This window comes from Faecalibacterium sp. 9, from assembly GCF_048320955.1.
GTDB lineage: Bacteria > Bacillota > Clostridia > Oscillospirales > Ruminococcaceae > Faecalibacterium > Faecalibacterium wellingii.
Genome location: NZ_JBLWGB010000002.1, coordinates 26,309 through 52,643, shown reverse-complemented (window position 1 = coordinate 52,643; position 26,335 = coordinate 26,309). Strand labels below are relative to the sequence as shown.

Annotated in this window: 30 protein-coding genes; 16 read left to right on the top strand and 14 right to left on the bottom strand. The window is 56.5% G+C overall.

Annotated elements, in window-relative coordinates; translation table 11 throughout:
- Positions 1 to 7: 7 nt before the first annotated feature.
- From lgt to ACKXF9_RS08850, 9 genes are all read right to left on the bottom strand, one after another.
- Entirely contained in the window at positions 8 to 1,048 is a 1,041-nt protein-coding gene (gene lgt / locus ACKXF9_RS08890; protein WP_418265936.1) for a prolipoprotein diacylglyceryl transferase, read from the bottom strand.
- Positions 1,045 to 2,355: an EF-P 5-aminopentanol modification-associated protein YfmH gene (gene yfmH / locus ACKXF9_RS08885; RefSeq protein WP_339395125.1), complete on the bottom strand. Its 1,311-nt coding sequence runs from the start codon at positions 2,353 to 2,355 to the stop codon at positions 1,045 to 1,047. Before yfmH ends, lgt begins: the two co-directional genes overlap by 4 nt.
- Positions 2,342 to 3,640: a M16 family metallopeptidase gene (locus tag ACKXF9_RS08880; protein ID WP_418265935.1), complete on the bottom strand. Its 1,299-nt coding sequence runs from the start codon at positions 3,638 to 3,640 to the stop codon at positions 2,342 to 2,344. The genes yfmH and ACKXF9_RS08880 overlap by 14 nt, the downstream gene beginning before the upstream one ends.
- Before the next feature lie 40 nt (positions 3,641 to 3,680).
- Entirely contained in the window at positions 3,681 to 4,457 is a 777-nt protein-coding gene (locus ACKXF9_RS08875) for a M15 family metallopeptidase (protein ID WP_418265934.1), read from the bottom strand.
- Between the two features lie 377 nt (positions 4,458 to 4,834).
- Positions 4,835 to 6,034 (bottom strand): aspartate kinase, encoded by a 1,200-nt coding sequence (locus ACKXF9_RS08870; protein WP_249236909.1) that lies wholly within the window; start codon positions 6,032 to 6,034, stop codon positions 4,835 to 4,837.
- Between the two features lie 92 nt (positions 6,035 to 6,126).
- Positions 6,127 to 7,032 carry a homoserine kinase gene (gene thrB, locus ACKXF9_RS08865; protein ID WP_249236910.1) on the bottom strand — a complete coding sequence of 302 codons (906 nt, stop codon included), beginning with the start codon at positions 7,030 to 7,032 and terminating at the stop codon, positions 6,127 to 6,129.
- Between the two features lie 27 nt (positions 7,033 to 7,059).
- A complete protein-coding gene (locus ACKXF9_RS08860) occupies positions 7,060 to 8,295 on the bottom strand; it encodes a homoserine dehydrogenase (protein ID WP_418265933.1) in 1,236 nt (411 codons plus the stop codon).
- A gap of 47 nt (positions 8,296 to 8,342) precedes the next feature.
- The gene (locus tag ACKXF9_RS08855; protein ID WP_005945891.1) at positions 8,343 to 8,783 is read right to left on the bottom strand and encodes an ACT domain-containing protein; all 441 of its coding nucleotides are present in this window, start codon (positions 8,781 to 8,783) and stop codon (positions 8,343 to 8,345) included.
- A gap of 187 nt (positions 8,784 to 8,970) precedes the next feature.
- On the bottom strand, positions 8,971 to 11,508 hold the full coding sequence (locus tag ACKXF9_RS08850) for a transglycosylase domain-containing protein (protein ID WP_418265932.1): 2,538 nt from the start codon (positions 11,506 to 11,508) through the stop codon (positions 8,971 to 8,973).
- A 268-nt stretch (positions 11,509 to 11,776) separates the two neighbouring features.
- Here ACKXF9_RS08850 and ACKXF9_RS08845 point away from each other — a divergent pair, with 268 nt between their 5' ends.
- Positions 11,777 to 12,151 (top strand): hypothetical protein, encoded by a 375-nt coding sequence (locus tag ACKXF9_RS08845; protein ID WP_339395130.1) that lies wholly within the window; start codon positions 11,777 to 11,779, stop codon positions 12,149 to 12,151.
- Between the two features lie 133 nt (positions 12,152 to 12,284).
- Entirely contained in the window at positions 12,285 to 12,455 is a 171-nt protein-coding gene (locus ACKXF9_RS08840; RefSeq protein WP_154255643.1) for a hypothetical protein, read from the top strand.
- Positions 12,456 to 12,525: 70 nt separating this feature from the next.
- Here the strand turns inward: ACKXF9_RS08840 and ACKXF9_RS08835 are convergent, their stop codons facing one another.
- Entirely contained in the window at positions 12,526 to 14,304 is a 1,779-nt protein-coding gene (locus ACKXF9_RS08835) for a Na/Pi cotransporter family protein (protein ID WP_249236918.1), read from the bottom strand.
- A gap of 701 nt (positions 14,305 to 15,005) precedes the next feature.
- Positions 15,006 to 15,455, bottom strand: coding sequence for a CBS domain-containing protein (locus ACKXF9_RS08830; RefSeq protein WP_348583227.1), 450 nt, complete (start codon positions 15,453 to 15,455; stop codon positions 15,006 to 15,008).
- Between the two features lie 439 nt (positions 15,456 to 15,894).
- Between ACKXF9_RS08830 and ACKXF9_RS08825 the strand changes: the two genes are divergently transcribed.
- Both ACKXF9_RS08825 and ACKXF9_RS08820 read left to right on the top strand, forming a co-directional pair.
- Positions 15,895 to 16,245: an Asp23/Gls24 family envelope stress response protein gene (locus ACKXF9_RS08825; RefSeq protein WP_249236920.1), complete on the top strand. Its 351-nt coding sequence runs from the start codon at positions 15,895 to 15,897 to the stop codon at positions 16,243 to 16,245.
- A gap of 72 nt (positions 16,246 to 16,317) precedes the next feature.
- Complete coding sequence (locus ACKXF9_RS08820; RefSeq protein WP_418265931.1) at positions 16,318 to 18,012, top strand: DAK2 domain-containing protein; 1,695 nt, start codon at positions 16,318 to 16,320, stop codon at positions 18,010 to 18,012.
- 393 nt (positions 18,013 to 18,405) lie between these two features.
- Here the strand turns inward: ACKXF9_RS08820 and ACKXF9_RS08815 are convergent, their stop codons facing one another.
- The 3 genes from ACKXF9_RS08815 to ACKXF9_RS08805 are packed head-to-tail and all read right to left on the bottom strand — an operon-like array spanning position 18,406 to position 20,343.
- On the bottom strand, positions 18,406 to 19,542 hold the full coding sequence (locus ACKXF9_RS08815) for a tyrosine-type recombinase/integrase (protein WP_418265930.1): 1,137 nt from the start codon (positions 19,540 to 19,542) through the stop codon (positions 18,406 to 18,408).
- A complete protein-coding gene (locus ACKXF9_RS08810) occupies positions 19,539 to 19,958 on the bottom strand; it encodes an ImmA/IrrE family metallo-endopeptidase (RefSeq protein WP_418265929.1) in 420 nt (139 codons plus the stop codon). The genes ACKXF9_RS08815 and ACKXF9_RS08810 overlap by 4 nt, the downstream gene beginning before the upstream one ends.
- Complete coding sequence (locus tag ACKXF9_RS08805; RefSeq protein WP_418265928.1) at positions 19,942 to 20,343, bottom strand: hypothetical protein; 402 nt, start codon at positions 20,341 to 20,343, stop codon at positions 19,942 to 19,944. The genes ACKXF9_RS08810 and ACKXF9_RS08805 overlap by 17 nt, the downstream gene beginning before the upstream one ends.
- 167 nt (positions 20,344 to 20,510) lie before the next feature.
- On the opposite strand from ACKXF9_RS08805, the gene ACKXF9_RS08800 reads away from it, so the two are divergent.
- From ACKXF9_RS08800 to ACKXF9_RS08745, 12 genes are all read left to right on the top strand, one after another.
- Positions 20,511 to 21,083, top strand: a complete 573-nt coding sequence (locus ACKXF9_RS08800; protein WP_418265927.1) for a hypothetical protein — start codon at positions 20,511 to 20,513, stop codon at positions 21,081 to 21,083.
- 13 nt (positions 21,084 to 21,096) lie between these two features.
- Positions 21,097 to 21,348 carry a hypothetical protein gene (locus ACKXF9_RS08795; protein WP_418265926.1) on the top strand — a complete coding sequence of 84 codons (252 nt, stop codon included), beginning with the start codon at positions 21,097 to 21,099 and terminating at the stop codon, positions 21,346 to 21,348.
- A gap of 3 nt (positions 21,349 to 21,351) precedes the next feature.
- Positions 21,352 to 21,543, top strand: coding sequence for a Lar family restriction alleviation protein (locus ACKXF9_RS08790; RefSeq protein ID WP_418265925.1), 192 nt, complete (start codon positions 21,352 to 21,354; stop codon positions 21,541 to 21,543).
- Between the two features lie 107 nt (positions 21,544 to 21,650).
- Positions 21,651 to 22,577 carry a DUF932 domain-containing protein gene (locus ACKXF9_RS08785; RefSeq protein WP_418265924.1) on the top strand — a complete coding sequence of 309 codons (927 nt, stop codon included), beginning with the start codon at positions 21,651 to 21,653 and terminating at the stop codon, positions 22,575 to 22,577.
- A 57-nt stretch (positions 22,578 to 22,634) separates the two neighbouring features.
- Entirely contained in the window at positions 22,635 to 22,910 is a 276-nt protein-coding gene (locus ACKXF9_RS08780; protein WP_418265923.1) for a DUF739 family protein, read from the top strand.
- Positions 22,911 to 22,912: 2 nt separating this feature from the next.
- Positions 22,913 to 23,458 (top strand): hypothetical protein, encoded by a 546-nt coding sequence (locus ACKXF9_RS08775; RefSeq protein WP_418265922.1) that lies wholly within the window; start codon positions 22,913 to 22,915, stop codon positions 23,456 to 23,458.
- A 39-nt stretch (positions 23,459 to 23,497) separates the two neighbouring features.
- Positions 23,498 to 24,004 (top strand): type II toxin-antitoxin system PemK/MazF family toxin, encoded by a 507-nt coding sequence (locus tag ACKXF9_RS08770; protein WP_418265921.1) that lies wholly within the window; start codon positions 23,498 to 23,500, stop codon positions 24,002 to 24,004.
- 3 nt (positions 24,005 to 24,007) lie between these two features.
- Positions 24,008 to 24,679 (top strand): Lar family restriction alleviation protein, encoded by a 672-nt coding sequence (locus ACKXF9_RS08765; RefSeq protein ID WP_418265920.1) that lies wholly within the window; start codon positions 24,008 to 24,010, stop codon positions 24,677 to 24,679.
- Entirely contained in the window at positions 24,676 to 24,999 is a 324-nt protein-coding gene (locus ACKXF9_RS08760; RefSeq protein ID WP_418265919.1) for a hypothetical protein, read from the top strand. Before ACKXF9_RS08765 ends, ACKXF9_RS08760 begins: the two co-directional genes overlap by 4 nt.
- 14 nt (positions 25,000 to 25,013) lie before the next feature.
- Complete coding sequence (locus tag ACKXF9_RS08755; RefSeq protein ID WP_418265918.1) at positions 25,014 to 25,499, top strand: hypothetical protein; 486 nt, start codon at positions 25,014 to 25,016, stop codon at positions 25,497 to 25,499.
- Positions 25,492 to 26,022: a helix-turn-helix domain-containing protein gene (locus ACKXF9_RS08750; protein ID WP_418265917.1), complete on the top strand. Its 531-nt coding sequence runs from the start codon at positions 25,492 to 25,494 to the stop codon at positions 26,020 to 26,022. The genes ACKXF9_RS08755 and ACKXF9_RS08750 overlap by 8 nt, the downstream gene beginning before the upstream one ends.
- On the top strand, positions 26,019 to 26,252 hold the full coding sequence (locus tag ACKXF9_RS08745) for a hypothetical protein (RefSeq protein ID WP_418265916.1): 234 nt from the start codon (positions 26,019 to 26,021) through the stop codon (positions 26,250 to 26,252). The genes ACKXF9_RS08750 and ACKXF9_RS08745 overlap by 4 nt, the downstream gene beginning before the upstream one ends.
- Positions 26,253 to 26,335: the final 83 nt, after the last annotated feature.

Sequence of the window (26,335 nt, the reverse complement as noted above, 5' to 3'; positions counted from 1 at the left end):
AGATTTTTTATTTTTCCGCCTTTCCGCTTTCCGCGATGGTGCGTTTTACTTCGGCGTTATACGCTTCGGTGCGCTCCACGAAGAGCTTGCGCGGGCTGGAAGCCAGCAGCTGGGTCTTGCTGCCTGCAAAGGCGATGGGCCCGTCCAGCTTTTTCATGGCCGCTTTATTATCAGCGTTCAAAGCCAGCTCCACCATCAGGGGCTTGTCCTTGAACTTATGGGTAAAGTAGATCTCTGCCGCAAGGCCTGCCACCACGGCGATGCCTGCCACCAGCTGGGACGCCCGCAGTCCAATAGAAGGCACCAGCATCAGACTGTCGGTGCGCAGTGCTTCGATCCAGAAGCGGCCTGCACCGTACCAGATCATATACCGCAGGGCGATGTCGCCGTTGAATCTGCGCTTTTTGATGTAGCGGAACAGCAGGAGAAAGCCCACGAAGCACCAGATGCTCTCATACAGGAAGGTAGGATGCACCGGCAGGTTCGGATCGATGGTCACGCCGCTCTGGGCTGTGACCGTGCTGCCCATGAGGTAGGCTCTGGTGGCCTCGCTGTACATGCCCCACGGCAGGGTGGTATTGCAGCCGAAGGCCTCCTGATTGAAGAAGTTGCCCCAGCGGCCGCAGCCCTGCCCCAGCAGAAAGCCCATGGCGGTCAGGTCGAACATGGGCAGCACCGGCACGCCCCGCCATTTGCAGGCAAGGCCTCCGAACACAAAGCCGCCGATGATACCGCCGTAGATGGCCAGACCACCGTCGCGGACCGCGATCATCTCCCAGATGCTCTCATATTTAAAAGGTGCCATGGCCACATAGTAGGCGCGGGCGCTGACAATGCCCAGCACGATGCCGATCAGGATCACATCCACCATGCTGTCCGGGTCCACGCCGAACTCGATGCTGTGACGGAACGCGAACACCAGCGCCAGACAGATGCCGAACGCGATGCACACGCCATACCAGTAAATGCTGAATCCACCGATGGAAAAGGCCACGCGGTTGAGCTCAAAGCTCAGGCCAAGGCCCGGGAACTGTACCAGATTTGTCATTCTGCTTCCTCCTCGTCCTCTGCCAGCGGCGCAGTGCCGTCCGGCTGGATATACATGACAGCCATGCGCTCTGTGCTGAGGATGTGCTGCAGCGCTGCATCCGCATCCTCCGCGGTCAGGCCCGCCAGCATGGCGATCTGCTGGGCCACCGTCTGGCCGGAAAGGGCAAAATCTGCCATCTGACTGGCCGAATCCTCCACATTTTCGAGGTTTTCGATCAGCTGGCCGTATTTTTCGTTCTTGCACAGGGTAAAGATCTCCCGGTCCACACCTTCTGCGCGGATGCGGGCGATCTCGTCCAGAAGCATCTGCTTCACGGCATCGGGGGCGTCGCTCTCGCCGGTGAACAGGATGCAGCAGCAGCCGTCCACCCGCAGCACCTCCCCGCCAAAGCCCGGGTTCACAAGACCCTCGTCGTACAGGCGGCGGTACAGCGGCGACATGCCGCCGGTGATGCAGCTCAGGATCAGATCATACAGCGCTTCGGTGCGCAGGTCGCCGGACGGCAGCGGCTCTTCCTTGAAGCCCACGCCGAAGCAGGGCTTGGACACCGGCATCTTCAGCGTTTTTTCCGCTGCGGCCAGCGTCATGGGCTCCGGCGTCCAAAGGCGCCGCACACCCTCTGCCGTGCGGGGCTCCGTCAGGCCATGGCGCTCGCAGGCGGCTAAAATTTGCTCCATGGTGGTATTGCCAGCCGCTGCCAGAACCATGTTGCCCGGTGCATAGAACGCTTTGCAACTGTCGTAGAGCATTTCCGGGGTAATTTCCGCAATGCTCTCCACCGTGCCCGCGATATCACTGCGGATGGGGTGGCTGTGGTACAGGCACTCGAACAGGCCGGTGATGAGCCGCCAGTCCGGGCTGTCATCGTACATCTTGATCTCCTGCCCGATGATGCCCTGTTCCTTGGCGATGGTCTGCTCGGTAAAATAGGGGTGGGTCACCATGCCCAGCAGCACATCCAGACTCTCGTCCAGCTGCTGGGTCGCGGTGAACAGATAGCAGGTGCGGTCAAAGCTGGTGAAGGCATTGGCGTTCGCGCCGGTCTTTGCGTACTTTGCAAAGGCATCTCCGTCCTGATCCTCGAACATCTTGTGCTCGAGGAAGTGTGCCACGCCTGCGGGCAGGTGCACTTCTTTTCCGTCCAGCCGGAAATCCCGGTCGATGGAGCCAAAGCGGGTGGCAAAAATGACATGGGTGCTGGAATAGCCCGGCATAGGCCGCACGATGACGGTCAGGCCGGAGGGCAGGATCTTCCACTGATCGGCCACAGTCTTTTCCAGCAGGGTCTGATCATTCTGCGGCATGGGCGTCTACCTCCTTTGTGAGCAGATAGCTGACCGAGAGGGTCAGCTTACGCAGGATCGCGCGCACATCGTCCCGGGTCACGGCCTGCAGGGCGGCGCGGGCCCCGGCAGGCGTCTGGACTTTGGCAGGGTCGCCGCCGCTGCGCAGCACCTCGATGTAATACCATGTCTCAATGCCGCCCAGCGTATCCTCCACGCCCTGCATCCCGCTCAGCAGTCCCCGGCGGCAGTCCTCCAGCTCCTCATCGGTGATGGGCCCGCTGCACAGGTCGGCCAGCTCCTTCAGGATAGCCTGCTCTGCGCGGACAGCGTCGGCGTGCTCCACGCCGCTGTTCACAGCCATGCTGCCGGTAAAGCTCTGGAACGAGGACGAGCAGTAGTAACACAAATGGTCACGCTCGCGCACGTTCAGGAACAGGCGGCTGGTCACGCTGCCGCCATACAGTGCCATAGCAAGGCGGACTGCTGCCAGCTGTTCGGTGCGCATGGGCTCGCCCAGCGTAAACAGCATGCACAGCTTTGCCTGCACCATATCGTAGGTTTCTACCCTGTGCACAGGCTCGCGGCGCGGCATGGCAATGTTCTCGGCCAGCGGCAGCGGAGCCCGGTCGATGGCGGCAAGTTCGGCCAGCAGGGCATCCCGCACGGCTGCCGTCTGCGCGGCGTCACAGCCCAGCACAAGCAGCTCAATGTTCGCGGTCCGCAGCATCTCGTAATAAGCCGCGGTGAGCTGTTCCGGCGTCAGGTCGTCCACCTCTTCCAGATAGCCCTCCTGCCGCACGCCTGCCGGGCTGTCGCCAAAGAATTCCCGGTTGGCCTGATGCAGGCAGTACAGACGCTTATCGTTGATCTCATCCTCCAGCGCCTTTTTCAGCATCTGTTTTTCAATGCCCACAGCCTCCGGGTCAAAGGTTCCGCCCACAAAATAGGGGTGGAAGGCCGCGCCCAGCGCAATGGATGCATATTCCCGCGTCAGTTCTTCGCCTTCCAGCGCAAATTTATCCTTGATGCCGGTGACGCTGACGCACAGATTGTGGCTGCAGCCCATGGGCCGTGCATCCACCGTGAGATCTGCACCGTAGAGCTTGGCCAGCTTTTTGGTCAGTCGGGTCATGTCCGGGCAGTCGGCATAGCCGCGCTCCATCACAAGGGGCAAAAGTGCATGTGCCGTGGCAGTCTCCCTCTTTGCCGGAAAGGCAAAATGGATGCTGATGCGGCAGCGGTTGAATTTTTCCGCCGGGTCGCAGGAAAGGTGCACGCCCGGCGCAATGAGAGTACGTTCCAATTTGTTCCTCCACCCTGCTTTTGCAGGGAGCTTTTTTATTTTATGATGCCTTCTGCAAGGCAAGAAATTCTTCCAGACTCAAGCCGCTGGCCCGGATGGCAAGGGCATTTTCTGTACCCACATACCGCCAGTGCCACGGCTCGAACACCACACCGGTCGCGGCCTGCCGGTCTTCCGGGTAGCGCAGGATGAAGCCGTATTCCGCGGCATAAGCGGTCAGCCACTCGTAGGCGCGGGTCGTATCAAAGCCGGTGTCACGGTCCGGGTAGTCGCTGCTGAGGATATCCGCCGCATAACCGGTGCCATGCTCATTGCATTCCGCAGGCAGCTGGATGTCTGCGGACAGGCTGGCGGCTTCCTCCTCGGTCTTGCCCTTTTCCAGATACTGCTGCTTCTGTGCCTCATAGGCTGCGGTCCGGGCATCTGCGTCCTGATAGCCTGCGGACAGAACCAGCGCAACGCCATCCTCTGCCGCTGCGGCAGACATCTGCCGGTAGGCATCGGCAGCTTCCGCTTCCAGCTGGATGGTGCCATCCTCATTGGCCGGGGCAAGCGTCGGCGACGGTTCCCCGGCAAAGGGCAGATTGGCGTTTACCAGTATAAGCCGCGCATCGTCGGCGTCAAAGGTGTAGTCGGTGCCGCTGTAGCTGGCAGCTTCAAAGCTCCGGGGCCCGGCAAGCAGAGTGTTTGCTTTGGGCAGCAGCCAGAGGATGCCCCGGGTCATCAGGGCCACGATGGCAGCACAGATCAGGATCAGGAGCGCCCAGTTGCGGGCCAGACGCAGGCGCTTGCGGCGCATGTATTGCTCACGGGTCATACGGGGCTTTACAGTTTTTTTGCTGGTTGGTTCCATGGTGCGTTGCAGCTCCTTTGGCAGAATTTGCAGCGCGCTGCGCCGCACAGATACAGTGTATATTATACACCCCTTTGCATTTTGTGTAAACGCCGGAAGTGTAAAATAAGTATGACCGTCCTCGTCAGCGGCCTTGCCCTCTCCGTCCGCTCACGCTGTTCGCGTCCACCTCTCCCAAAGTGAGAGGCCTTGGCAGAACCAGAAAGTTTTTCTCTTCGCCAGAGGCTCGCCCTTTGGAAGAGTTGTCGCGCAAGCGACTGAGAGGGCGAGGCCGTTAACAAAAAGAGCGCTGTACAGCTTCAAAAGAAACTGTACAGCGCACAAAATTCATTTTTTACAAATCAGTCAAACAGCATATCGTGGATGGCGGAAACGGCCTTGTCGGCATCCCCTCGGTCGATGATGCAGGAGATCTTGATCTCACTGGTGGAGATCATCTTGATATTGATGTTGTTGTTGGACAGTGCCTCAAACATCTTGGAAGCAACGCCGCTGTGGCTCTGCATACCGGCACCCACGATGGAGACCTTTGCGCAGGTGGTGTCCACGCTCACATCATTGAAGTGTGCGCTCTCCTTCAGCACGCGCATGGCCAGATCGGCTTCGCCCTCAGAGCAGGTAAAGCTGATATCCTTCTTGCCGTCGCGGCCGGTGGACTGCAGGATGATGTCCACGTTGATGTTCTTCTGTGCCAGCAGGCCGAAGATCTTGAAGCTCATGCCCGGCTCGTCGGGAACGTTCAGAATCGTGATAACAGCAACATCAGCGTCCTTTGCGACGCCCTTGATCAGCATACCTTCCATGTCTTTCGTAACCTCCTTGACCACCGTACCGGGCACGGGATTCAGGCTGGAGAGCACCTCCAGCTCCACATTATACTTCTTCGCCAGTTCCACGCTGCGGTTGTTCAGCACCTGTGCGCCCAGAGATGCCAGCTCCAGCATCTCGTCAAAGGTGATCTCCTCCAGCTTGCGGGTGTTGCGCACCTTGCGCGGGTCGGCAGTGTAAACGCCTTCCACATCGGTATAGATCTGGCAGCGGTCTGCGTGCAGGGCTGCTGCAATGGCAACTGCACTGGTGTCGGAACCGCCGCGGCCCAGAGTGGTGATGTCGTCCAGCTTGTTCAGCCCCTGGAAGCCAGCCACAACAACAACACGGTTGCGCTCCAGCTCCGAGGAGATACGCTCGGTCTCCAGACGGCTGATGCGTGCCTTGGTATAGGCGCGGTCGGTGCGGAAGCCTGCCTGCCAGCCGGTCAGGCTGATGGCATGGCAGCCCAGCTCATTCAGCGCCATAGCCAGCAGCGAAATGCTGATCTGCTCGCCGGTAGCCAGCAGCATATCCATTTCACGAGCCGAAGGGTTGTGGGTGATCTCCCCAGCCTTGGCGATCAGGTCATCGGTGGTATCGCCCTGAGCAGACACCACCACAACTACGTCATTGCCCGCGTTGTGGGTATTTGCCACAATGCGTGCCACGTTGAAGATACGGTCACGGTCCTTCACCGAAGAACCGCCGAACTTCTGTACGATCAACGCCATATCTTGTCACTCTCCTCTTTTTGTCCCTTGATCAAAAGGGGTACACCGGGTGGAAGCAGCAGGCAGAACCTTGCACTTCCCTATCCCATTTATCATTCCACCGTTGCGCCGGTGTTATCGGCATCCAAACGCAGCAATGTAAATGCTTCACATCCGTCCAGACCTTCCAGAAGCTCCAGACCCTTTTCCAGCTTGGAATAGAACTTTTCGGCCTCAGCCTTTTCGGCCACCGCCATCACGGTGCTGCCTGCACCGGAAACATAGACCGCCTTTGCACCGCACAGGCGCGCCATGTCGAACACTTCCTTGGAGCCCGGCATCAGCGGCATGCGGTAGGGCTGGTGCAGCTTATCCTCCGTGGCAATGGCCAGCAGGTCATGTCTGCCCTCACAGAAGGCGGCAGGCACCAGCGCTGCACGCGAAAGGTTATATACCGCATCCTTGTGGGAGACCTCTTTGGGCAGTGCCGCACGGGCGGCTTCCGTCAGCAGCTTGTAGTCCGGCACGATGGCGGCAAAGCACAGTGTTTCGTCCACATTGCGCTTGACCGAGTACACTTTGCCCTCCTCAAACACGCTGCTGGTCAGACCGCCCAGCAGGGCCGGGGCCACGTTATCGGGGTGGCCCTCGATGGAGGTAGCCAGCGTGAGCAGCTCCTGCGTGTTGAGCACATCGCCCAGCATCCGGTTGGCACCCAGCAGGCCCGCGATGATGCAGGCCGAAGAAGAGCCCAGACCCCGGGCCATGGGAATGGGGTTGGTCTGGGTGATCTTGAGGGGCGGGATCTGCTTGCCAACTTTTTCAAACAGGCCCTTTGCCGAGCGGTACACCAGATTGGATTCACCGCGCGGGATGCGGGTACCGTCCGCAGACGAGATATCCAGCACCTCGCTGTCTTCAAAGGTGACCGTATTATACAGCGTCACCGCCAGACCCAGCGCATCAAAGCCGGAGCCGATGTTCGCGCTGGTGGCCGGGACAGAAACCTTGATCTTCATAGCCGCTGCACCTTTCTTTTTCCGTTATCATTTTTCTTCCGGCAGACGCTTGAGCACCAGCTTCACACTGCCGCCCACGGCCTCCACCTTGCGGGCCGCTTCGGACAGGGCTTTGTCGTCGGCACGTTCCACAAAGTAGGCGCAGCCCTCGTAGCGCTCATCCACCACCTTGCCGTAGCCGTAGATAGCTTCCACCACTGCGGGAGCAATGCCTGCCACACGCACATAATATGCGGCAGGAGCAGGATCGGTGAGCATGCCGTCCACCGGCTCAGCGGGCTGCCAGAACAGGCTGTCGTGCACCTTGGCACCATGCTTCAGGGAGTCCACCACATCGGCCACAACGGCGCTGGCGGTGGGCAGCTTGCCGGCACCCTTGCCGTAGAACACTACATCGCCCAGCATATCGCCCTTGACCAGCACGGCGTTGAACACATCGTCCACGCTGGCCAGCTGGTTTGCCTTGGGCACCAGACAGGGCTCCACGCCCGCCGCCACGCTGCCGTCCTTGCCGCGCTTCATCCATGCAATCAGTTTGATGACACAGCCGAGCTTTTCAGCTGCTGCCACATCGGCGGCGGTGATATCGCGGATGCCGCGGGTGGGAATATTCTGGGGGTAGATCTGGTGGCCGCAGACCAGCGAGGACAGAATGGCGATCTTGCGGCAGGCATCGCGGCCATCCACATCATCGCTGGGGTCCTTGGTTTCCGCGTAGCCCAGTTCCTGCGCAATTTTCAGTGCATCGTCAAAGCCCAGACCCTCACGCACCATCTTGGTGAGCATGAAGTTGGTGGTGCCGTTCACGATGCCTTCCACCTCGGTGATGACGTTCGCGGCCAGACACTGGTGCATCGGCGTAATGATGGGGGTGCCGCCGCCCACAGAAGCCTCGAACAGGAAGGCACAGCCGTGCTCTTTGGCAAGGCCCAGCAGCTCGGCTCCGTAGGTAGCCACCATTTCCTTGTTGGAGGTGCACACGCTGCGGCCGCTCTCAAGACAGGCCTTTACATACGGGTAGGCAAAGCGGGTGCCGCCGATGGTCTCCACCACCACCCTGATCTCCGGGTCCTCCAGAATGACATCAAAGTTCTTGACAAACAGGTTTGCGGCCGGATGACCGGAAAAATCCTTCGGGTCCAGAATATACTTGACCTCTACCGGCTCACCTGCACGGCGGGAGACACTTGCAGCGTTGCGGCACAAAACCTCGTACACGCCGCTGCCCACCGTGCCAAAGCCCAGAATTGCAATTTTAGCCATTGTTGCTCTCCCTCGTTTTCCTGAGTTTTCCTGATTTGATATCTACTTTACAGATTGTATCCGCAGTGCACACCCACCACCATGCGCTGACGCGAAAGCTTTTCGGTCAGCTCTTCCGGAGTCATCTGCATGGTGTCGGTGCGGATGGTGACTGCCACCAGTGCTGCACCGTTTTCCGGCGTGGACTGGTTGATGGTCACAATGCTGGCACCTGCAGCGCTGATGCCTGCCAGCAGGCTCTGCAGCGCACCGGTCTCATCCCGCAGAGTGGCCATGACGGTGATCACTTCGCGGCCATTCTCGGAGTCAAAGATGCAGTCCTTATACTTATAAAAAGCGCTGCGCGAAAGATCAACTGCACGGGTAGCAGCGGAAATGCTGCGTGCCTCCCCGCTGGCCAGAAGCTCTTTGGCGCGTACCACCTTGAGAAAAACCTCAGGCAGCACCTGCGCGTCCACCAGATAAAAGCGGCGTTCCAACTTGTTCACCTCACAAACACAAGTGTTCTTGCAGTGAATATAATAACATCCGGCCCCCTGCAATGCAAGGGGTCGGATGCGTTTTTGTCAGATTACCCAGTTTTGTTGTGTGAAGTGCGGTGTTTCCTTGCCGGATTCACCCCGGGACTGTGTTGAAAGTACGCCTTTTGCATTTTGTTTTCCCGCCGAATACAGATCACTCGGTATCCAGATTACTTGTATCTGCCGGGATGACAGTCTGCTCCGGTGCTGCATCTGCTGCATCTGCTGCATCTGCTGCAGGCGCAGCGGGTGCTGCCGCATGGGAATAGTTGCAGGCGGCGGGCAGATCATCTGCACGGTAGTAGCCCACGGCCGTGCTGGGGCAGGAACCGCCGGCCAGCAGACCGCTCTGGGTGCAGTAGCGGCGCTCCACAACGCCAGCGGAACTGGGGAATGCCTTATAAGGCAGGTTTGCCTGCACCTGTTCCATCAGTGCCTTCCACGCCATAACACAGGTACGGGTCTTTGCCTGCTGCTTGCCAAGGGTCTTGGTCATATCGTAGGGTGCGTCGTAGCCCCACCACACAGCGGTGACATAATACGGCGTGCCGCCCACGAACCACAGATCCTTTTCGTCGCTGGCCGTACCGGTCTTACCAAAGGACTCCATACCGTTGGAATTGGGGTAGCGTCCGCCTGCGGTACCCACGCTGGAGTACAGCACATTCTTCAGCAGGCGGTTCATCACGTAAGCGGTGTCCGGCGTCAGTGCCTGATAGCTGGTGGCATTGTTTTCCAGATAAATATTGCCGTCACGATCCAGCACCCGGGTATACAGGTGCGGGGTGGTGTACTGGCCATCGTAGAAGATCTGGAATGCAGCCGCCAGAGCCGTGGGCGTAACACCATGGGTCTGGCTGCCCATGACCATCTGGGCAAGGCCCACATCGTTCACCGGGTCCAGCGTGTTCAGCTGCAGGGTGTTATAAACAAAGTTGAAGATATTGCTTGCGCCCACCAGATCGCCCACGCGGATCGCGATGGTGTTCAGCGAGCGGGCAAGGCCGTTCCACAGCGGGATATCGCTGTGGTCGCCATAATTGCCGCCGTAGTTCCGGGGCCAGCTGCGCCATGCGTTGGGGTAAGCACGCAGCTGCTTGTCCGACAGGCCCATCAGGCCGTTCTTGCGGCAGTAGTCCTCGTCACGGATCACCATGTCCTGCTTCTGGTACAGGGGGGAATTGTTGAGCATGGTAGACCAGTTCACCAGACCATATTCAATGCCCAGTGCATACGCGCCAATGGGCTTGATGGTAGAACCCGTCTGGCGGGTGACGCTGTAAGCGCGGTTCAGCGAGAGGCTTCTGGTCTTTTCGCCCAGACCACCCACAATGGCGATCACGTTGCCGTCGTAGTCCAACGTGACCATCGCCGCCTGTGTGCGGACGTTGCGATAATAGTAGACCGTGCCGTCATCGCCAGTGCGGGTCTTGGGGATACCGTCGTCGTTCATCACCTGAACGTCGTCATCGGAAATGGAGGTCACCTCTTCCTCATGCCAGCCCGCCGGGAAATATGCGTCGTTGGCATTCAGCATCAGGTTCTCCATGGCAGACTGCACCTTGGTGTTCACCGTAGCCTCCACGGTAAAGCCGCCGGTGTACAGCAGCTTCTGGGCTTCGGCTTCGGAGATGTTCTCCTTGGCCATGATATCCTGCACCAGCTCCGTGAACAGTGCATCGGTAAAGTAAGAGGTAACAGAAGAGTTCTTCTTGCTGTCCTCTTCCTCGGCCAGCACCAGCGGCTGGGCAGCTGCATTGCGGTACTCTTCCTCACTGATCACGCCCTGCTGCCACATGTTGTACATGAGGAAGTTGCGGCGGTTGATGAGGTTTTCGGGATTCGTATAGGGGTTGTAGTTGGTGGGGTTCTTGGTAATGGACGCAATGGATGCGCATTCCCACAGGGTCAGCTGGCTGACATCTTTATTAAAGTACTCGTTGGCAGCAGTCTGCACGCCCTGAATAGTACCGGTAAAGCTGATGGTGTTCAGATACGCTTCCAGAATGGTCTCCTTGGAATAGCTGCGGCTCAGGCAGAGGGCACGATAGATCTCACGCAGCTTGCGCAGTGCGCCATCGATGCCGCTGGCGCTGTTGTCATCCGTCAGGTTTTTGATGAGCTGCTGTTCCAGCGTGGACGCACCCTGCTTGGAGCTGTAGATGGGCAGCAGATACTCATTGACCATTGCGCCAATGGTGCGCTTGAAGTTGACGCCGGGCTCGTTGTAGAAATCCTTATCCTCCGTGCAGATGAACGCATACTGCAGGTTGGCAGGGATCTGTTCCAGATCTGCCCACACGCGGTGGCTGTTGGAGGAGCGCAGGGTCGCGTACTCCACCTGTGCACCAGTGTCCGGGTCGGTGGCCATCACCACGCTGGACTGGCTCAGCTCAATGTTATCCAGATCCAGCAAATCGCCGTCATTGGCCGTGGCCTGCACCACGTAATAGACGGCACCCACAGCCAGCAGGCTGCCTGCCATCACGCCCAGACAGAGCAGGGTGGCAATGGTCCGGCCAATGAACCGCAGGAGCGGATGCTTTTTCTTTTCACAGGATTCCTGCAGCTCCTCCGGTTCCCGTCCGGACCGGGGGGCATGCTGAGGTTCCCGGCGGCTGTTGCTCGTATTCACCCTCCGGCCTCTGGGCGCAGCAGGGCGTCCGTTGTCGGAGCGGTTGATCTTCTTCATATTGGAAATAGGAATCGCCTCCTAACATTTCAGGCTGCATTTCAGCGCCGTGCGCTGGTACCTTTCATCCATGCGCACACAGCTGCACACAATACCATATTATAGCACGCACACAGAATGCGGGCAAGAACCAATCTTCGGCCATAACAGGTTTAATCAATTGTAGTATAGCACATTCTGCCATGCAAAGTACAGCATTCCCGTGTGAAAATTGACTGTTCTCCCCTGTTTTTGGGCATACTTGTGCCAGAAGGGAGCGTGTTACCCCATGCGCAAATTGTGTGTCTGCCTGTTTTACGGGCTGTGCGTATTTACCATTGTGTTCAGCCTGTTCTGGATGGCCCTGCCAAAGCTGCGCCTGCCGGTGCCCGATCCCGGCAGCGAAGCCCCGCCCTCCTCTGCAGCAGATCTTGCCGCGCAGGCGCTGCCGGAGCTTGCCGCGCAGAGCTACCGTCTGTGCGACAAAGGCGGACGGGTGGCCGTGTACCGCTGCGGCACCGACGGTCAGCCGGAAGTGCTCATTACCATCACCGGCATCTACACGAATCTCCTGCCGGAGAACGATGCTCTGCGCATCAAGCGCGGCGTGACGGTGTACAGCGAACGGGAATTGGACCTGCTGCTGGAAGATCTGGGAGAATAAGCGCATTTTGCCCATTTTTTATTCTAATTTTGCAATTGTTTTTGTTGACATTCCGATATGAAAAACATATAATAGGGATGTAAGGTAAAGGTTTTTAACCCGTTTCAGCAGTTATAAAAGGAAGTGCGTCCTTATGTCAGAACAGATCACCCTCCATTACCAGTGCCGTCTTTGCGGCAAGCAGCTGGACCGCGGCATCCACCTCGGCCCGCCCAGCCCCGGTACCTGCAGCAAAGCTGCCAAGGTGGACGGCTTCCATGGGCCGCACCGCTGGGTCATTGTGTCTCTGCCCAAAAGTGCCTGAGTACTCCATTTCACTGTGATGCAAAAAGGACCTCCGGATGCTTCTCCGGAGGTCCTTTTCTCATTCAGGTTCAGGCTTCCATTTCTTCCAGCGGAACAAGGTAGGTCTTGCGGCACTCCTCGTATTCCAGCATGTAATCCTTGGTAGGGTTGTGGTGCATGATGCTCTTGAGGGTATGGGAGTCGTAGTCCTCACTGGCATCCATGCCAATAAGACGCGCGGCAATATTCGAGCAGTGATCCGAGATGCGCTCTGCATTGTTCAGCACATCCAGGAACACAACGCCGGTGTCGATGGAGCACACGCCGTCCTTCAGGCGCAGGATGTGCTGGTCGCGCAGGCGCTCTGCCATCACATCGATCACCTCTTCCAGCGGTTCCACCTGAGCCGCCATGCGCATATCGTTGTTGTCAAAGGCATCGTTGGTCAGGGTCAGGATGCGTTCCAGTGCATTTTCCAGCAGCAGCAGCTCCTTGGTGGCACTCTCACTGAACGAAGCTTCCTTCTCTTCCAGTTCCTCTGCCTTTTCCATGATGTTCACCGCATAGTCACCAATGCGCTCGAACTCAGTAACAAAGTTCAGCAGCTCCGTCACGGTGTGGCTCTCGTCGTCGCCCAGCTCCTGATCGGTCATTTTGATCAGGTAGTTGGAGATTGCCACCTCCATCCGGTCGATCAGGTTCTCACGCACACGGATGGCGCTGACCGTATCCTCGTCCATTTTCAGCAGCAGCGGTGCGGCCAGATTCACATTGCGGGCAGCACGGCGGGACATCTTGACCACAGCGCTCTTGGCCTGCTGCAGGGCAACCGCAGGGCTCTTGAACAGGCGCTCGTCCAGCACCGGCATGCTCAGCTCCTGTGCTTCCTCGGCACTGTCCGGCACAGTGAGCATGGCCAGCTTGGACAGCACACCGCTGCAGGGCAGGAACAGCAGCATGGCGCACACGCTGGAAAGGGTGTGGATGTTTGCGATGGTGCTCTTGTTCATCACGTCGTTCCACATGGGGATGCCAACGGTGAACTGCACCGCATACACCAGGGCCAGCAGGATCACACTGCCGATGATGTTGAAGTACAGGTGGATCAGTGCAGCGCGCTTACCGTCCTTGGAAGAGCCGCCGATGGTCAGCAGCGGCGTAAACGCGGTACCGATGTGGGCACCCAGAATGATAGGGATGGCCGAGCTGAAGGTGACAAGGCCGGTGCTGGACAACGCCTGCAGGATACCCACCGATGCAGAGGAGGACTGGATGACCACCGTGACCACCACGCCCACCAGAATGCCCAGAATGGGATTCGTCATGGTAACGAACAGGTTCTGGAACACGGCGCTCTCACGCAGGGGAGCCACACCGGTGTCCATCAGGCTCATGCCGGTAAACAGGATGCCGAAGCCCAGCATGATCTGGCCGATGTTCTTCTTTTTGGCGCTGCGCAGGAACACATAAAAAATGCAGCCAATAAACGCCACCACCGGTGCAAAGGTCTTGGGCTGGATCAGGGTCAGCCAGAGGCTGTCGCCGGAGATGTCCGCCATGCGGATCAGCTGACCGGTAACAGTCGTACCAATGTTTGCACCCATGATGACGCCTACGGACTGCGTAAGGGTCATGATGCCGGAGTTGACCAGACCGACACAGATCACGACCGTGCCGGCCGAGGACTGAATGACACCCGTGATCAGGGTGCCGAAAATAACTGCTTTGAGCGTAGAGGAGGTCAGTTTTTGCAGCACGCCCTGCATTTTGCCGCCAGCCAGCTTTTCCAGACCAGCGCCCATAATGGACATGCCGTACAGAAACAGCGCAATTCCACCCAACAGAGAGGTAATGTGTGTGATATCCATAACGATACTCCTAAAAAATGATCTTCCTTTTGATCCTTGTCCATCTGCCCTGCCCGCACACCGGGCCTGCTTTATCTGGCAGATGCCGCGGTCTGCCGCTCTGCTGCACAGAACAGCGCACAATGACCGCGCTTGGATTTATTATATCATTTTTTATCCCGTCACAACAAGGTTTATTTTACAAGAAAATCACTTTTTCTACACATTTTTCCGTCTCTTAATAGTTTCGCTCTTTCTTTTTTCAATTATTTTACATTGATTTTACATTAAAGCCGTAAACGACTGTAGTCGCTCCATACACAGAAGTTGTTTTTTGCAGGAAGAGTATACCGATTGGCCCGAGTTATCCGGCCCGGCAAGGCGGTTTTCCGTATCACAAGGGAACGCAGCTTCTTACTCTGCCAGTTCCTCCATGGCTTCCCGCACGGTATCTGCCGAGAACAGGAACGCTCCGCTGCCGCTGTATACTTCCACATGGCTTCCTACATAACGCATTTCAAAATCCTTCATAGGGGTTCCCTCCCATATCCGTTTTTTGCAGATTTTTGGAACCTTTTTGGTTCCATGGCTGTATTATCGCACAGTTCAGGTACCATAAACCGGATTTTCAAAGTTTTTCAGAACAAAGACCGCCCTGTTCCTTCAGCCGAACAGGGCGGTCTCCTACATATTATAATATAGCGTGACGCAGCTTTCCTTTCTCAATGGGCTGCCGCATATTCCAAAATGTGTTTTTCCTCGTGCTGCTCAGCACGGGTCTTATCGTAGCAATACCGGATGATGGCCTGCCGCCGCACGATGCCGATGAAGATGCCCCGGTCATCCACCACCGGCACAAAGTTCTGGTTCATAGCCGCTTCGATCAGCTGATCCATGCTGGTGGTCACGGTGACGGCCTTGTAGTCCCGTTTGTGGGGAAAAGCGGAAATGGGCACATCCTCAGCCGCTTCCAGATCCAGCCCGTGGTATTTTTTCAGGCCCCAGAGGATATCGCCCTCGGTCAGAGTGCCCACATATTTGCCCTGACGGTTGAGCACCGGAATGGAGGCGTAGCGGTTATTCTCCCACTTTTCCAGTGTCTGCCGAAGGGTGAAATCGTCGTAAACGTACATCAGATCCTGCTTGGGGGAAAGGAAGAACAGAATATTCATGACAACAGCTCCTAAACATTGATCCATGCGCCGTGCGCAAAAAATAACGCAGTCCATCCGCACAAGCGGGAACCCTGCGCCGCAGTCCCTATCCTTGATTCTATTTTAGCACTTTTTCATAGTCAGATAAAGCATCTCCTTCCATCTTTTATAATTTTTTAACAGATTGTTTGCTTTCTTTCGTCATACTTTCGTATTTGATAAAAAAGCGACTCACGTTCAGCATCTTAGCATCGGCCTCCTGCGAAACAGCCCGAACTCTGCAAAAGCCGCAAAAAACTGTGCAAAAAGTGGCTATCCCAGCAATTAGAACTGTACAACCGTCCCCGGAAGTTGTATAATAAGGTGGGTGTTTCTCGGTGCAGCATGTGCAGATGCCTGCTGTACCCCAGACCTTGAATGTGTTTTACGAAAACGAACATAAAGGAGCAGAGCGACTATGATCACTTCCCGTTTCCCTCTGGGGGATGTCAGCTTTACGTCCGGGTACTTTGCTACTCTGGTAGGTGAAGCAGCCAAACAGTGTTACGGCGTTGCCGCAATGGCACCCCGTGATATGACCGATGCCGTCAAGAGCATGGTGCACGGTTCCGATTACCCGGAAAAGGGTGTCCGTGTCACGCAGGAGGATGGCCGTCTGGTGATCGAACTGCACATTGCCGTGAGCTACGGCCTGAATATCTCCACAGCCGCCCGCAGCATCTCCCACCGCGTCAAGGACGAGGTAGAGCATTCTACCGGCCTGAAGGTGGCACGCGTTGTGGTCTCCGTAGACGATGTGATCGCCTGATTTTTGTCTGACCATCCCAGGGTGTGTCTGAAAGCGCCGGGCTTTTCCGGCAAGTACAAGGAGTAAAAAAGAATGATTTCTGGTAAGATTTTGCGTGACGCCATTATCTCTGGCGCCAACAACATCAACAATCAGCGTTCCCGTGTGGACGAGCTGAACGTTTTCCCTGTTCCCGATGGCGATACCGGCACCAACATGGGCATGACCGTGGGTGCTTCCGTGCGCGAGCTGGAGGCTCTGGACGACAGCTGCACTGTGGGCGAGGCCTCCAAGACCGCTGCTTCTGCCATGCTGCGCGGCGCACGCGGCAACTCCGGCGTTATCACCAGCCTGCTGTTCCGTGGTTTCTCCAAGGCTCTGGAAGGCAAGAAGGAAGCTACCGCCGCCGACATCGTCGAGGCTCTGAAGAAGGGCGTTGAGGGTGCCTACAAGGCCGTCATGAAGCCCACCGAGGGCACCATCCTCACCGTGGCCCGCGTTGCCTCCGAGGAAGCTGCTGCCTGCGGCGCTGAGGATGTGCCGGCCCTGTGGGATGTGGTGATGGCCGCCGGCCAGAAGGCTCTGGAGGACACCCCCAACCTGCTGCCCGTGCTGAAAAAGGCCGGTGTTGTGGATGCCGGCGGTCAGGGCATCATGGTCATCTTCGAGGGCATGGGCAAGGTGTTCCACGGTGAAGGCATCGTGGCTGGCGGCGAAGCTGCCCCCAATAAGGCAAAGCTGTCCACCGAGAACGCCGGCAAGGGCGTGTTCACCGACGACCTGATGAAGGTGGAAGACATCAAGAACGGCTACTGCACCCAGTTCCTCATCAACAAGTATGAGGGCGCAAGCGCCGCAAAGATGCGTGCCTTTGCAGAATCCAACGGCGACAGCGTGGTGTGCATTGAGGATGATGACGTCATCAATCTGCACGTTCACACTGCCGACCCCGGCAAGATCCTGAGCGAGGCCATCAAGTATGGCTACCTGACCAACTTTAAGATCGAGAACATGCACGAGCAGTTCCTGGCCCGCCAGAAGCAGGGCAAGAGCTTGGAAAAGCAGGCTTCTGCCGAGAAGGCTCCTTCCCAGTCCAGCGAGTTCATTTATGCTGCCGTGGACCCCAGCCGTGACTACGGCTTTGTGGCTGTTGCTGCCGGTGAGGGCCTGAAGGCTGTGTTCACCGATCTGTCTGCGGACGCGGTCGTTTCCGGCGGTCAGACCATGAACCCCGCCACCGAGGACATCCTTGCGGCTATCCAGAGCGTGCCCGCCAAGACCGTGTTCGTGCTGCCCAACAACAAGAACATCATCATGGCTGCGGAGCAGGCCCAGAAGCTGGCTGACCGTCAGGTGGTCGTTCTGCCCACCCGCACCGTGCCCATGGGCATTACCGCCATGCTGAACTTTGATCCCTCTGTGAACGCCGAGACCAACACCATCAACATGATGGCTGCTGCCGATAAGGTGTCCACCGGCCTGATCACCTATGCAGCCCGCGACAGTGAGTACGACGGCAAGCGCATCCGGAAGGGCGAGATCATGGCGCTGGAGAATGGCAAGATCGTCTCCACCTCCAACGACATCACCAAGGCCACCTATCGTCTGGCACGCAGCATGTGCAAGAAGGATTCCAGCTTTGTCACCATCATCTCCGGCTGCGACGTCAGCGATGAGGATGCCGAGAAGGTCGCCGAGATCGTAAAGGCAAAGTGCCCCAATCACGTGGAGGTCAGCCACATCCGCGGCGGCCAGCCCGTTTACTATTATATGATCAGCGTGGAGTAAAAACTCCTTCTATTTCCATCGCAAAAGCGGAGCTTTCCCCTTTTGCCATATCTGGGATCGAGAAAAAATCGAGCCGGGAAGCTGCTGGAAGGCAGCCGCCCGGCTCTTTTCTTTTTGGATTTCGCAAGGGCTTTTTGACTTTCAAAATCCGAAGTGAGGCCAAAAGTGGGGCCAGAGTATAAAGAAAGACGCTGGTTCTGAACGAACCAGCGTCTCTTCTGCATGGAGCGGGCAATGGGAATCGAACAACGGTTTCTCTTCATCAATCTGCAAAAACACAACCTTTATTCTCGAAACATCATAAAAAAACCAGAAAAGCGCTTGCCATAACCAGCAAGCGCTTTTTTCATTCTAGGATATTTTTCTGGGTCAAAAAATGGGTCAACTGAATGGTCATCCGTGAGCCTTGTTGATGGCCGCAGTCGTAGCCGCTGCCAGCTCTTCCCGCTGGCCCTTTATCTCATGACGGTACACCCCGAAGGTGTCCATGTTCTTGCTGTGACCAACCAGCATCTTCAACTGGCCGTCCGTCAAGGCTCCAGCCTCCATGCTGACAAAGGTGTGCCGCATCTCGTAGAGCGTGACCGCTGGCGTGATTCCGTTCGATGCCTGATACTTCTCCCACCGGCGTTTGAGGCTGCGCTGGCAAGGAATCTGGAACAGTGGCGTGTTATAGTTTAGCTCAACACCGCTATCTTTGAGGAGCTGCACCTGTGCCTCGTATGCTTCCCGCGCTTGCTGGCACATATCAAATGACCTGATGCTGTTTTCGTTCTTGCCGGTCGTTTCTTCCTCATGCGTGTTGATGCTGCGGCGAAGGTTGACCGTGTTGCCCTTGATGTCGCCGTACCAGAGGCCGACCAGCTCTCCGGGCCGGACACCGGTAGACACGGCGAAGCGGTAGGCGTAAATGTAGTCATCGAAAACACGTTTTGAGTACAAAAGCCGCGTATCAACCGAAAAGAGAACACGCAACCCGGACGGCTGAAGAATCTTCTTCTCACCCATGCGGGCATTTTTCGGGATGGTCAGCTCCGGATTGAGCGTGGTGTACCGGTTTTTCCTGCACCACTTCAAGAAGCTGTTGGCCGTGGAACGGATGGTCATAAGCGTTTTGCGGCTCAATGGCTTGTTGAGCGAGCTGCGCTGCCGTTCTTTCTTCAAGCAGCGCTTTTTGAACGACATATCAATAGCCTTTTGCAGATCGCCCTCGGTCAGTTCTTCAATGCGCAGGTTCCCGATGACCGGCAGAAGATAATAGGCGCCGTATTTTGTGCACTGTTCCAGATAGGACGTGCCGCTGGTGAGGGAAAGGTCCTCCAACCATTCTGCATAGAGGACAGAGACCTTTTTCCTTCCGTCCCGGATGCTGTCGTCAAGCCATGCGTCCGCCTTGGCGTTTGCTTCACGCTGCCCAGTTCTGCCCGGCGTGGAGCTGTAGAAGCTCTTCATCACGCCGTTCTTCTGAACCCTGATTCGCCAGCGGTTTGTACATTCTTGCCACTCGGCAGTGTTCGTTCGCTTCTTCAATGAAACACGCCTCCCCTCATGTCCTTATAAAAGTAGTAGGCTCTCCGGACGTATTCCTCTGTGGTGTCCAGCGCTTCCGCAATCTCGCAAGCATCCATGCCGCGCTTCAGCAGCGCCAGCAGCGTTTCTTCCGGTATCGCGTGAAGTATGTACCATCGGTCAGCCCTGACCTCGTGGCGCTCTCGCAGATCATAGGGCGTGAGCCGGGTATAAAACCCACCGTATATGCAATGCCCTATCTCATGGCCAAGCCGGGCGGTTTCTTCAGCCCTCGTGAACTGCCGGGTGCTGTCCATGCCGATGCAGCAATGACCGTTCACTTCCATGCTCATGCTGCCGGTGTTTGGCAGCGGAAAATTGTAAATGTCGATGCCGTTTTCATTTGCCACGTCATAAAGTTCATTTAGTCTGTCCATTCGCATCTCGCTCCTTTACGAAACGAGCGAAGCTCTTGACCTCTTCAAATTGAGCGTCGGTCACGTCCCCGCCCCCAAAGAGTGCAAATTTGATATCGTCATCTGTTACCTCGCGGCTATCTGCTGCGGGGCTTTTTTCTTTTTCAGGCTGCGCAGCTTGAACGCTGGGTGCTGTCGGGTCGTCTGTTTCGCCAAATAGGTATTCGCTAGTTGTTCCTAGCCGATCGGCACAAAAATTGACAAAAGCTCTAGGCGGTTCCGTGTTGCGTTTCTCAAACATCCGAATATAGTTGTCTGCGTGACCGGAAGCCTGACACAATGCTTTTCTCGTCAGTCCATTCCTTTTTAGCAAAAAATCAAGTCGATCAAACATGAAAGAACCCATGATACAGCCTCCAAACTATTCATAAGCTAATTTTTTTGGAACAATTAGCGAAAAGCTCTTTACAAACTAGCCAAAAGCTAGTATAATAGCTATGCAAAGGAAAACTAGATGCTAGCTAAATAATAACATCTGAGAACCCAGAAATCAATAACAAAGAGGTAAAAAACATGAAGTTCATCGACATCAACGCAAAGTTCACCGCAGCCGTCAGCAGCTACATCGCACAGGGCTACATCATCAACACCGCTTCGATGTCCGGCAGTCAGGGCGAAGTCGCCCACATTGACCTGACCAACGGCAAGCAGATTGTCCGTGTCCTGCTGGACAGCTTCACCGAGTGGGAAGATTGCAACAATCTGGAAGGTCTGAAGCTCGTGGTCGGCATCGCCACCGACGACGTCAAGCCGAACGACAACCAGCGCCGCGATGTCATCTGGAACAACCGGTTGGATGTCATCTCCTGCGAGAGGTTCTACAAGCTGAGCAGCAACCGCGACGATTCCGTGTTCTACGGAACGCGAGAGGAGGCCACCGCAGCCGATGAAAAGCGCTTCGAGCGCTACTGCCGCCGTGACTGCCGCATCAAGAAGCACCTTCCCGAAAAGGCTTCTCCGCTGGTCAAGGAATTCGTTCGCCGGAAGTTCGGCCTGAAGCGTGTCGTGGTGAGCAACATCCAGATCACCAAGCAGAGCGGCGTGTATACCGTCACCTACAACCAGCACAGCGCCCAGCTGCACTAAGGAGGACAACGTGATGAAGAATCTGACGATTACCTACGACACCATGCAGAACGGCGAGGTCGGCGAAGCGTGTGTGTTCATCCCGATGGAAGATGCACAGGCCAACAAAATCAAGGCGGCTTTTGAGAAGTCGGAGCTGCTCTCCAAGCGGGAGGCATACGACCTCCGCGATGCAGTAAACGGATTCGTGAAGTATTGCGAACGCGCCAGAGGCCGGGAGTATATGTCCGATAGCATCAAGACAGTTGAGGTCAAGGAGGTCTGAACGATGAAAAAGGAAACGCTGAAACCGTGCCCTTTCTGCGGGCAGGAGTATACGACCATCACTGAATCTAATACTGAGGGCATTCGGATTAGATGTCCGCATTGCAGCATCACATTTACACGCGATTTTTATGAACATCGCGGGGAATTGGGCAGGCAACGAACTATTGAAGCGTGGAATACTCGCTCTGAATAACCCCGCCTGATGATGGCTGCATGGCAGCAGCCGAAACCACCCGGCAGCCAGCCGGGGAGGTCGCGGGAACCACCGCAACCAACAATCAATTTTCGGAGGTATGAAAAATGTCTGCAAACGTTGAAACGATGTTCTATGTCCGGGAGAAGCCTTGGCACGGTCTGGGGAAGATGGTGCAGGAAGCGCCAACCAGCGCGGAGGCTCTGAAGCTGGCCGGTCTGGACTGGACGGTCGAGGCCCGTGATATGTGGCTGAACGGCGGTTACGAGCCGATTCCCGGCTACAAGGCCAATGTCCGCAGCTCGGACAACAAGGTTCTGGGCGTGGTCAGCAACAAGTACCGCATCGTCCAGAACGCAGAGGCTTTCGCGTTCACGGATGCGCTGATCGGCGGCGATGTCCACTATGAGACCGCTGGCAGCCTGCTGGACGGTAAGAAGATTTGGCTGCTGGCAAAGCTGCCCGATTCCGAAATCTGCGGGGACAAGACTGAAACCTATATGTGCTTTTCCAACACGCATGACGGATCCGGCGCTGTCCGTGTCTGCATGACCCCGGTTCGCGTGGTCTGTAACAACACGCTGAACCTTGCGCTGGACACTGCGCAGCGGGCATGGAGCGTCCGTCATGTGGGCGATATCAACACCAAGCTGGTAGAGGCCCGGCAGTGCTTGGACATGGCTAACAAGTACATGGACGAACTTGCAACCCGCGCCGACCAGATGGCAAACACCACGGTCAGCGATGCCCGGCTGCGGGAGATTCTGGACGGCCTGTTCCCGGAAGCTGACGATATGACCGACCGCCAGAAGCGCCATGTGCAGGACATGAAGGACGGTTACATGGTCTGCATGATGGCTCCGGACCTCGTGAAGTTCCGCAACACCGCATGGGGCGCGGTGAACGCAATGAGCGATTTCGTCACTCACAGCGCCCCGCACCGCAACACGAAGGACTATCAGGCGAACAACTGGAACAACGTCATGAACGGCCACTGGCTGATGGATGCCATGGCAAAGGCCGTTTCCCGGTAAATATAAGGGCTGTGCTATCTGGCCTTACGGGCGCTCACAAGATGGAGGTGAGAAACAATGAGAAAGCGTATTGTCAAAACGAACCCGCCGAGAGGCAGCTACAAAAACATTCCGTATTTTGCCCTTCGCGGGTGGTTTCATGTCTGCGGGTATCAGGATCAGGAGGTCGCGCAGGCTATCGGAATCAGCCCCAGCACCCTTTCCACTAAGATGCAAGGTCATTCCGCGTGGACAAGCTGTGAGATTGCCGCCATCTGCGAGCTGCTGGAAATCCAGCAGAAGGACATTGGGAAGTTCTTCTTTCCGCAGGCAGCGCAGCAGAAAGGAGCATGAAGATGAACAGCAGAGCACCCAGCACGACCAAGGAACCGGACGCGCTTGTTGACCTGAAGGGCAAGCTGGAAGAAGAAAAGGCCCGCCATGCCCACATGATTGCGGTCAACAGGTATTTCCGAGAACGTGGAACGGTCAATGGCTGCGAGGGCGTTGGTAGCTGCGAAAAGGCCATGATTGAAGGACGGCTGAAAATGGGAGACCATTCGCCGTTCCTTCCGTGGCAGTTCAGCAGTTCCAAAGACCGCATTCGCCGGTTGCAGGCCCGCATCAGGGACGCAGAAACGGCAATTGCAGCCGGTTCGCAGCCGGTCAAGGTCGAAGGACTGCCCGGCGTTACCTATTACGAGAACGGCGCTCTGATGCGGGTGCAGCTCACGTTTGAGAATGACCCCGGCCCGGAGGTGCGCGGCATCCTCAAGGGAAACGCTTTCCGCTGGTCATATTCGCAGCGAGCATGGCAGCGGATTTTGAACGAGAACGGCAAGCGAGCGGCACAGAAAGCGCTCGCAGAAATCAAGATGGTTCAGGCGGTAGGCGCAGCCTGATTCTTATATCCAGCGCCAGAATTGAAAGGAGATTTTCTCATGAATGGAATGTTTTATCGCGGTGAGGTCTACTATGTTTACCCCACTGGCAATGAGATTGGGAGCGAGCAGCACGCTGGCCGCCCGGCCATCATTGTGAGCAACAGTCAGAATAACAAGAACTCCTCCACTCTGGAGATTGTCTATTTGACCACGCGGGAGAAGAGGCCCATGCAGACCCACGTTCACATCAATGCTGCTGGGAAGCTGCAGGAATCCACTGCCCTCTGTGAGCAGATTTTTACTGTGGACAAGCTGCGGCTGAATGACTACATCGGCCAGCTGTGCGATAAGGAAATGCAGGACATCGAGTTTGGCCTGATGGTGAGTCTCGGCCTTGACAACTACCTGTCCAAGCCGAAGCCGGTTGAAGCTCCCGGCGTTGCAGCAGCACCGGTTCCGGTCGCCTCTCCTTCGGTGTCAGACACCAAGGAAGAGCTGGAAAAGCTCCGTGTGCAGCGTGACACCTACAAGGATCTGCTCATGGAAGTTATCGGCAGAAAGTGAGGAATGAAGATGGCGAATTTTGATTTGAAGCCCTGCCCGTTCTGCAGCGGCACGGCGCACATTCGGGACTTTGGCGGCAGGTACCGCGTTTCCTGTTCCGGCTGTGGGGCTACCGGCGGCGCTGTATGGGTCAAGCGGTGGCACAGTACGAAGTTCATTGCGCAGGGTCAGGCCGCGAAGCTCTGGAACGAGCGGGCCGTGAACGGCGCGGGCATGGCAACCTTGCAGAAGCGCGATGCTGTTCTGGAAGCGCTGTGGAAGCAGCTTGACGATGTTCCAATGAACCCCGAAACGGAAGAGCTAGAAGCTGCATTCCTACATTTCCCGGCTGGCACAAACCGGCTGGAGGTCTGGCACTGGTTCGATGATCGTTACAGCAAAGGAGTTTCGTTCCTGCTGTACGGCATTCAGGCTGATGGCCGCCGGTGCGAAATCGTCTGGGACATCCAGAAACAGAACGACATAGAGGATGTTCAGTCGTACATTGACCAGCTCACAGATGATGAAATCCGGCAGGAGTACCGGATGGAGCGCAAAGCCCTTTGCAAACTGGTTCAAACTGCTGCGGCCAAGATGCGGAAGCTCATTGACGACGATGATTCGTGGACGTTCCTCCGGGATACGGCCATCAAAGAAACTGCCAAAGAATACCTGAAAGGACGTGCGGAAGAATGAAAAATCGAATTTCCTGTTTTGTTGTCGCGGCTCTGCTGCTGACCCTGACGCTCTGGTTTACCGCCTGCGGTTCTACATCTGCTGAGGCTGAAGCTACCGTCGAGCCGTGCTACCACGTCACGGTCTATTCCCCGGAAATTGAAAAGGTCGGCTATGCTGGCACACGGTCTCCGAAATATACAATCACCGTTGACAGCTTCAGCGAACTGGTGCCGAGTTCCTACTCCTACGAGAAAGAGTACCAGCTTCTGCGCATTCCTCTTGGAGATGGCCGCTTCGAGCTGGTGTCCACCTCTCTGGTAGAAATCGAGTATTACTGAGAGGAGGCGCGAGCGTGAAAGCTGTGTTGTTGAGCATCCAGCCGGTATGGTGCAGCAAGATCGTCCTGAAAGAAAAGACCGTGGAGGTACGCAAGACGAAGCCGGAGGGCGTGAAGCCTCCATTCAAGTGCTACATCTACTGCACGAAAGAACAGTCGAAGATGGGCTGGCTGCGAATCGTCCCCGGCAAAGGCTGGCAGCGGTTGGATGGTACGGTCATTGGCGAGTTCGTCTGCGACAAGATTTGGGAGCTTGCACCGATATGCCGCGCCCCGGATGATGTCGAAGAAATGGCTTGCATGGACAGAGACCGCATTGTCCGCTACCTGAACAAGTGTCACGGCTGGGCGTGGCATATCTCCGACCTGAAGATTTATGACCAGCCGCGCGAGCTGCGGGTATTCACAGGCTTGCAAAATACGCGGTTTGGTACACGGCCTGTGGAAGTACAGCGGCCTCCCCAGAGCTGGCGCTATGTGGAGGAATTGAAAGATGTCTGATTCTATCGGAGATAAAATTCGTGCAGCGCGAAAAGACGCTCACCTCACACAGATTCAGCTTGCCCAAAGAATGGGCGTGACCAAGCAGACGGTGAGCCTGTACGAGAATGGCGGGGTCAACCCGACGGCCAAGATGCTGGCTAAGTTCGCAACTGGACTGAAAGTTCCTGTTGGTCTCTTAGCTGGTGACGAAGAGGGTCAGCTTGCTGGACAGTGGGTCAGCATCAAGACACGGCTTCCCGAATCTGACAAGGAAGATGAAATATTCGTGCCATGCCTTGTGAATGTCATAACGTGGGATTTGGAGTGCTCACCGTTTTATCCAGATGAAAGCTATGGGGAGTACGTTTCACCCGCGATGTATGACACCGAGCAGAAAATTTTCTCTGTTGGCTGGGATAGCGGCGCAACGACAATGAACGCCCTGCTCGACCCAGAAAACACAGACGGGAGGTCTGGCAGCCGTGTAACGCACTGGATGGAACTTCCGGCGGCCTTTGGATTCTGGGAGGCACCTCGATGAAACAATACTGCCGGTACTGCCGCAACGCCTGTCTGAACGATGACGAGCTGGCCTATTGCAGCTACAAAGACGAGATGCTGGACGGCCCTGCCCTGCGGCGGCTGAACCACTGCAAAGGCTTCCGGTTCTGCGAAATCGACGTTTTGACCCAGACGCGGACGTACCAGCCGAGGGTCGCAAAGCCCCCAGCTCCCTCCCCGGAGGATTTCGGGCAGCAAACCCTGTTTTGATATGCGAAACCGGTGCGACCGGTATTTTTTTGGCAAACGCTTCTAGCTTATGGCTAAAATATTTTTCCAGAAATAGCGATAAG